The organism is Vibrio sp. 1580 (assembly GCF_033340055.1).
Genome location: NZ_JAWOVT010000032.1, coordinates 1 through 7,415 on the forward strand (window position 1 = coordinate 1; position 7,415 = coordinate 7,415).

The 7,415-nt window shown below is 42.0% G+C and carries 7 protein-coding genes; all 7 read left to right on the forward strand.

Annotated elements, in window-relative coordinates; translation table 11 throughout:
- Positions 1–113: 113 nt before the first annotated feature.
- The 7 genes from R7093_RS23535 (at position 114) to R7093_RS23565 (ending at position 7,338) form a co-directional block, all read left to right on the forward strand.
- Positions 114–290, forward strand: coding sequence for a hypothetical protein (locus R7093_RS23535; protein WP_237289039.1), 177 nt, complete (start codon positions 114–116; stop codon positions 288–290).
- 155 nt (positions 291–445) lie between these two features.
- Positions 446–1,600, forward strand: a complete 1,155-nt coding sequence (locus R7093_RS23540; RefSeq protein WP_039452745.1) for a hypothetical protein — start codon at positions 446–448, stop codon at positions 1,598–1,600.
- Between the two features lie 514 nt (positions 1,601–2,114).
- The gene (locus R7093_RS23545) at positions 2,115–2,852 is read left to right on the forward strand and encodes a hypothetical protein (RefSeq protein ID WP_065274156.1); all 738 of its coding nucleotides are present in this window, start codon (positions 2,115–2,117) and stop codon (positions 2,850–2,852) included.
- A 150-nt stretch (positions 2,853–3,002) separates the two neighbouring features.
- Positions 3,003–3,920, forward strand: a complete 918-nt coding sequence (locus R7093_RS23550; RefSeq protein WP_237289041.1) for a DNA polymerase — start codon at positions 3,003–3,005, stop codon at positions 3,918–3,920.
- Positions 3,921–3,940: 20 nt separating this feature from the next.
- On the forward strand, positions 3,941–5,389 hold the full coding sequence (locus tag R7093_RS23555) for an ATP-binding protein (RefSeq protein ID WP_065274158.1): 1,449 nt from the start codon (positions 3,941–3,943) through the stop codon (positions 5,387–5,389).
- Positions 5,390–5,629: 240 nt separating this feature from the next.
- Complete coding sequence (locus R7093_RS23560) at positions 5,630–6,631, forward strand: PIN domain-containing protein (protein WP_065274159.1); 1,002 nt, start codon at positions 5,630–5,632, stop codon at positions 6,629–6,631.
- Between the two features lie 38 nt (positions 6,632–6,669).
- Positions 6,670–7,338, forward strand: coding sequence for a hypothetical protein (locus R7093_RS23565; RefSeq protein WP_065274160.1), 669 nt, complete (start codon positions 6,670–6,672; stop codon positions 7,336–7,338).
- Positions 7,339–7,415: the final 77 nt, after the last annotated feature.

Sequence of the window (7,415 nt, forward strand, 5' to 3'; positions counted from 1 at the left end):
ACTCGTAGCTTCGCAAATCATCTATGCGATTCAGTTAAGTAAGCTGGGGTATTAAATCGTTAAGGGTGATATCGAGAAGTATTGCCCTTTTTTACATCCCAGAAGGAGCAAACATGCAAAGCAGAACCTTTTCACAATCGTCATCCCAATCCAAAAAGAACACAGGTATTCGTGCAGCGAAAATAGGTGCAGCTCTCGGAGCTAGGTACTATGGGGCCTACGGTGCTTTAGCTGGTGGATTTGCTGGGTTTTTGATCGGTATTGTCGCCGACGAGGTTATAGATGATTGACTGAGCGCCAGAAGAGCAGGGGAGACCCTCTGCTTTTTTTTTGTTGTCGTCGACGTCGGTTCGTAATGCGTCGACGACGCTAATTTATTGCTTTAAGGAATAATTTGAATTCGTACAATACGCCTTACGTTAATGAATCAGAGTGAGATGTACTGGTGACAGAGTTTTTTAAAATACCGGAGGACGATCCGGACTTGGAAGCGTTTGAACGCTTGATTGCTGATTTTCACCCTTGGTACAGACGTTTCAAGAGAAAGTCAGAAAACAGACCAAGTTATAAGCACAAAAATTTCTCACAGAAAGCATTCGAATATGGACCATATCCAGGTAGTGATGATCCCTATTGTACTTTTGCCTTTACCTTTTTTAACAATGACCATGTGAATAATTACTTGTGGGATTGTCAGCTCTTTTTTGAAAAACCTTATGGGAGAAAGAAGGAGCAAGGAGTTGAAAAGGTTAAAAATGCTTTTGAGCAATTAGTTCAAGATAAGGAGTCTAAGCTAATCAAAGACTTGTCTGAATTGGCTGGAAGGTGCTGTTATGTTTGGTTCGGCATGGTGGGTCAGTTTATCCTTGAAGGTAAAAGACATATCGATGCCGATTTGCAGCAATGGATAATTAATGAGTGCCAGCTGATTGGAGAGCAATTATGGGAGCTATCCAAATCCGATGAGCTAGAACATGGAGAACTGAGCACCTTGGATACGCATGGACGATACGGTGTTTTGGCCAAAGTGCTCTTACAAGATTATATGAATTCAAGAGAGTCTCATCTTCTTGGCTACTTAAAGTACTGGGTAAGAGTGAGGTTGAAGCAGAAAAAAACTAGAGAGTTTGCGATTAAGTCAAGATCTTATGTGACGAAAGAGTTTGCGTTGACGCTTCCAAGGTATATCGATGTTGTTCTTGCTCACTCTCTGGTCAATAAGTTGAGTATGCGCGCAGAAACGCCGCCGTCGCCGACAGACTTTATTTACAAAGAGATTAGTAAAAATAAATTCGCAAAATCTAAAGATCTTCGTTCACAGTATCGGTGGTTATTCATAAAAGCATGGCTTTACGCTTACCTTAATCGATATGACCTAACTCTATCCCAAGCTGCTGATGATATCGCAAGAGATGATGATTTTTTCTATATGTCTGATATGCAGCAATTAGGTGAGCAAGATAGTGAATTGACGGATGAGGAAATCGTAAATGCTCGTTTTCTTGATCTAAAAAACAACTTCTCAGCTTGGAACAACAATAAACAAGAAAAGGGCTATATTCACAGTCAAATCCTAGCCAGCAGTAAAGACCAAGCTTAACAATAACCTCGTTCAATCCACTCAAGGAGAAGCAGCAATGCTTCTCCTTTTTTTTGTCTCAACAAACCCGAGCGCAAATGACAGCCGAATACCAATCAATTTTATACATTGGCGAAACAGCGGGAAGGCTTCTGTAGCAAGGGGTGAGACAAATCTAAGCGCGTATGACAGCCAGTGAAAACCAAGTTCTATAAAGTTCAGACATAGCAACGAGGTATCGAATTGGAAGCGAAGGTGAAAGACAAACCTGAGCGCGTATGACAGCTATCAAACTCGGCTTCTTGTTTAATACAAAACACGCCCTGAGCAGTGAGTCTGCGGGGGTAAATATAAGTCTTTAAACCATCGGAATTCAATCAAAGAACTTCCGTAAATGCTCTTTAACAATCTGGAAAGTAACGCTCTACGATTTTTGAATGTTGATTTAGCAGCTTAATGGGTAACTGCATGGTTGCCCATTGCGATGCTGAATTAAACCGCATTAATTTCTATTGATAACTTAGGAGAGAATGAAATGAGTCTATTTGAAAAACTAAATGCACAGGCTGAAAAAGTAGCTAACTTCAAAGCGCAGATTCCTAGTAATGCATTGTCAAACATGATGCCGTCAGATGGTGTTCCATTTATGACAAAGTCTGAAGTACAAAAAATGCTAACGATTGAGCGATACGATGACGAGACAGGATATAAGTATACATATTATGTAGATGCCGACATTGCGCAGTCCTTACCAAAAAAAGAAGTATCTCAAAAGGTACTTCATGTTCTGCAAACGACAAAAAATGAGATTCGCTTAGTTCTATTGAGTGATAATCCATCAAATTCTTGGAACCGCAGCAAGCTAGACGCGGTGAAGGCGAGTGCTGAGGGGAAGGTTATCTCCGTAAAACGTAACAAAGAGGCTGGTGTCTATAGTTACTCGGTTGAGCATGATATCGCCCCATTCGATGTTGATATGTCTCTTGTAGCGAAAGCTTTTGATGAAACGTTTGGTGGAGAGTATCACATCGATTCCCTAGAACACCCTGTAGCTCAAGCGTTGTTGGAAAATAAAGGTGAGTTCGTTGACGTCGTCGACGGTGATACTGAACAAAAGCAAGTGAATGACGACGCCGACGATGAAAGAGTGAGAGATCCTTCCGAAGATGGAATTTTCTCGGACGAACCAGAGCCGTTAGAAGAATTGGAAGAACTCGAAATTGAAGATGAGATTGACCTTGATGATTTGGATTTCGATGATATTGCAGCATGAATCGCAATCGCACGTTATGGTCTCGGATCACATACCTATGCGCTGAATAAACAGTTACTTGTTCACTCAGCGCAAGGTTACCTACCTGACCATATTGCTCAAGAGGTTAAATCTGTTTCGAGCTTGCCACCTTTGGATGTTCAACGTCGCATGACGCAGCATATAGAGCATCTAAAGAGTAGAGAAGCGATTAGAGTAAATCGTGCCGCAATGCTTAAGCGAATTGGTTCGTACTCACAGAAAAAATCGGGTACAAGCCAATTCGTAGCTAAGCAATATCAAGGCATTGTTACAGCACTAAACACAGATTCTACCGGACATTGGTATCGTCCTATTGTCTCGGCTTTTCATACTAAAACAGGTCGTGACCATGCTCTTGGTTCTTCTCTGAACCAAGTTCCTAAGCAGTACTGGAAGTCTGTACTGAGCCCACCTAAAGGCAGTGTTTATGCCCTTTTAGATTACCAGCAACAAGAGCCCATGATTGCCGCTTATTTTGCGCAATGTCAGGTGCTCATGCATTGGTACCAAAAGGGAGACATATACAAAAATATCGTTCAGTTAGTTGGCGGCCAATTTAGCCGTGACCAGTGTAAGCAAATGCTCATTGGGCGCTTATATGGTATCGGTTATCGGACACTCGCTGAAAAACTGGGTATTGCCTTGAGTCGAGTTAGAGCTCTGTCTAATGAGCTATCTCGTCTTATTTACCCAATTGACCGCTATCTTGCTAGATCTGCCGATGTTATTCGACATCAAGGCTTCGCTCGTTCCTTAGATTGGAAATACACCATTTCGGATTTGGACGGGCAACTCTCGCTAACTAATTGGAAGATTCAAGCAACAGGTGCCGACATTATGCGCCGAGCCTGTCTACGTCTTGATGATGCCAACATTCCACTTCTACTCACCAACCACGATTCGTTCTTGGTGAGGTTAGAACAAGCACAATTTCAAAACCAATTGGATGCGGCAACTCAGGCTCTCACCGACGCCGCCGCCGATGTTCTAAATGGTTTCCGTTTAAAAGTGGCAGTCGAAATGATGCTGCCATCCCAAGAAAAATAGTATTAAAGGAGATTTTTACAATGGCTGACAAAAATGTATTCGCAGAGTTTTTAGAGCAGTTTGGTCCTAGTGTTGTTAAGCAGGACGAGTCACGTACACCATATTTGATTGAGCATACAGGAGAGTCTAAGCAAGCAATCCCATTAGATTCTGATAAGGGAGAGCAGATGCTGCGTAAGTTCGCTAAGCGAGTAGAGTTAAGATTGGTTGGTAAAAACGTGAAAGATGCATTCGAGGAAGTCAAAGCTATCGCATGGGAGCATGAGCAACCGTTGATTAAACCTCAAATTCGATATGGTATAGCTCCGGGAACTGAAACAGTGACCATTGACCTATCGAACGGTCAGATTGCTCAACTTAGCGCTCAAGGTGTTGAAGTGTTGGATACAATGCCCGCAAGTAATGAGAATCTTTATTTTCAGCGACCGAGCTTTCAGTTACCAATGGTTACTCCTAAGTTGCCGTGCGATGACACCAAATCAGCCTTGGCCAAGCTGAGAAAGTTCATTAACACCGATACGAATACTTTCTTCTTGCTGGTAGCTTATATGACTTACTTAATGGCTAACCCTAAGGCGAAAGGTGTTCCTTACCCTATCTTGATGATTCAGGGTGAAAAGGGGGCGGGGAAAAGCTTCTTCTGTAATAACGTGCTTCGTGGTTTGCTAGATCCTAGTGCAGTATCTGGCTTATCAATGCCATCGGAAAGTAACTTTATTAAGACAATTAATGGTATGTCTCTGGTGGTTATCGACAACTTGAGAAAGTTGACCCGTAATCAAAGTGACCTGCTATGTACGGTTGCTACAAAAGGCACAAAGCCAGTAAAAACCTTGTATAAGACCTCAGATGTGACTCTTCTTGAGTTGCATAGTCCATTAATACTAAACGGTATTCATGATTTTGTTAAAGAATCCGACTTAGCTTCCCGTTGTCTCCGAGTCAACTTGGAGCCGATGAAGAAAGGCAATCGACGTCCTGAACAAGAGCTGAAAGCTGAGTTAGAAGCATCGATGCCAGAGATATTCGGCGCCTTACTGACTCTCGCATCCAAAGCGTTGGCAGTATTGCCTGATGTTGAGGTGATGCACGAAGCTCGCATGATGGACTACGCCAAATGGATCGGAGCGCTAGAAAAAATCTGGAAACTTCCAGAGGGTAAGCTGCAAAAAGTGTACGAGAAGAATGTAGAGTCGCTGATGGCGTCGGGCATGGCAGATGATAGTCTAACTATTGCTTTTACGGCATTGCTTAAGAAAGCTGGAGGTAAGCCGTGGAAGGGCAAACCTTCCGAGCTTCTGAATAAGCTTCAAGAGTTTGAAGAAAGCATGTACCTACCTAAAGGTGCAGCGGCGTTGTCAGCAAAGATTAAGGGGCAAGAATCGAGCTTGAATGCCAATGGCATTTACTTCAAGTTTGGACGAGATGCAGAGCGTTACATTATGGTATCAGATAAACCTTTGATTTAATCAACACATCCGGCATCGGTGGCTTTGGTCATCGGTGCCGGATTTTTTGTTTTAGTGTCATCGTTGGCGGTTGGTGATAGACGTCGACGACGACAAGATTACTGAGAAATTTATGATAGCTCGGTGTGTAACTTCAATCCTGTTGCCTTATCTTAAGTACTAACTGTGTCATATGTATCAAAGCGCTTATTGGTTGTGCGTTACAATAAGCATGCAATGGATTAGTTCAAGAAGGAACATATGCACTATTTGTTTATCGATACATGTATTTGGCTCAACCTAGCAAAGTCAAAGAATCAATATGCTCTGGTGGAAACATTGGAGCATTTAGTTGAATCAGGCCAGGTTGAAATAGTGGTCCCTGATTTAGTAAAGAATGAATTTTCTCGGAATCGAGATCGAGTTCTTGAATCAACAAGGCAGCAGGTCGGAGCCGAATTCCAGAAAATAAAAAATATCGTTAATGCATATGGAGGGGAAAATAAATCTACCACGATAAGTGAACTAAATGATATTGGCTCTAGGTTGCCAATACTTACGGAAGTAACGGGTTACATGGCTGATAGGCTTACAGCTTTGATGGAAAGTAGTCGGCAACTTACCGTCTCTGAGGGAATAAAGCTAAAGGCTGTTGACCGTGCATTAAATAAATTAGCTCCCTTCCACAAGTCAAAAAACAGTGTTGCAGATGCAATCTTGATTGAATTGTTTCAAGACTTTAAGTCCACAATTTTGGATGGGGAATTTCATTTTATAACCGACAATTACTCTGATTTTAGTTCCAAGGATCGGCGGGAACCTCACTCTGATTTTTCTTCTATATTTTCGGAGAATGCTCATTACCATCTAGATATTGTTGATGCGGTAAAAAATATTTCTCCCGATATGTTGGAGGAAATTGAGTTAGAGTTATCTTGGATACAGGAAGATACCCGTGGACTTAATGAAATTTTGGACTCTATAGAAGAGCTAACTGACAAAGTTTGGTACAACCGACATATGTATCGCGCCCATATGATAGAACAAGGTCAAATTGAGCTTATCCCCGAAGGAACTGTTAGGAATGGAAATAATATCATTCACCAACATATATGGGATGGTGCTTTAGTTTCAGCCGACCGGGTAAGGCAAAAATACGATGATGTTGGCCCTTGGGATGACTTTGAGTGGGGTATGATAAATGGGAAGCTTTCTGCTCTAAGATGGTTGCTGGGTGATGAGTGGGACATGCTGGATACTTAAAGCTATATTGACTAATTGAATTCTCCTCGGGGGGAGTAATGGAAACTCAAATAAAAGCAATAATTCAGAAAGCTGAGGATACGTATCAGACTGCCCGATTTGGCTATGACGACCTTGTATCAACTTCACGTCTTCGTCGCTTCTCTGGTTTAAGAAACCTTATCGTATTTGGACGTTCGGTTACTTTTGTTCTTCAAAACCTGAAAACACCTGTTGGTGAAGAGGCATTTAACGAGTGGTACATCCCTTTACAAGAAGAAATGAAGCAGGATGTTGTCATGAAGTATTTCGTTACGCTCAGAAATGAGATATTGAAGCAAGGCAAGTTACCTATTAGCACATCTGTCACGGCAACTATTTCATCTGGTGATATTGCGAAGCTTGGGAATCCTCCTCCAGGGGCACAAAGCTTCTTTATCGGTGATCAATCAGGTGGAAGTGGTTGGGTTATTGAGCTAGCAGATGGTACTGAAGAAAAGTATTACGTGGAAATTCCAGAAAGTATGGCCAAAGTGCAGCAACATTTCAGTGAGTTGCCTGTACCAGAGGAAGACTCTTTAAAAACCAAGTCTATTGAAGAGTTGTGTAGATATTATCTTGAGAAGTTAGAAAACTTAATTGATGATGCAAAGCTAACATTCTTAAATGATCAGACTCAAAAAGTTGGGAGTATTCGATTACCTTCATACTTACGAGTTGTGAAATAGCACAGTTTTCTACATTTTCTCGACGGTGGCGGCGGTGATATAGGTTCGGCGGATTTCCCGTTGTCGACGTCAGAGAA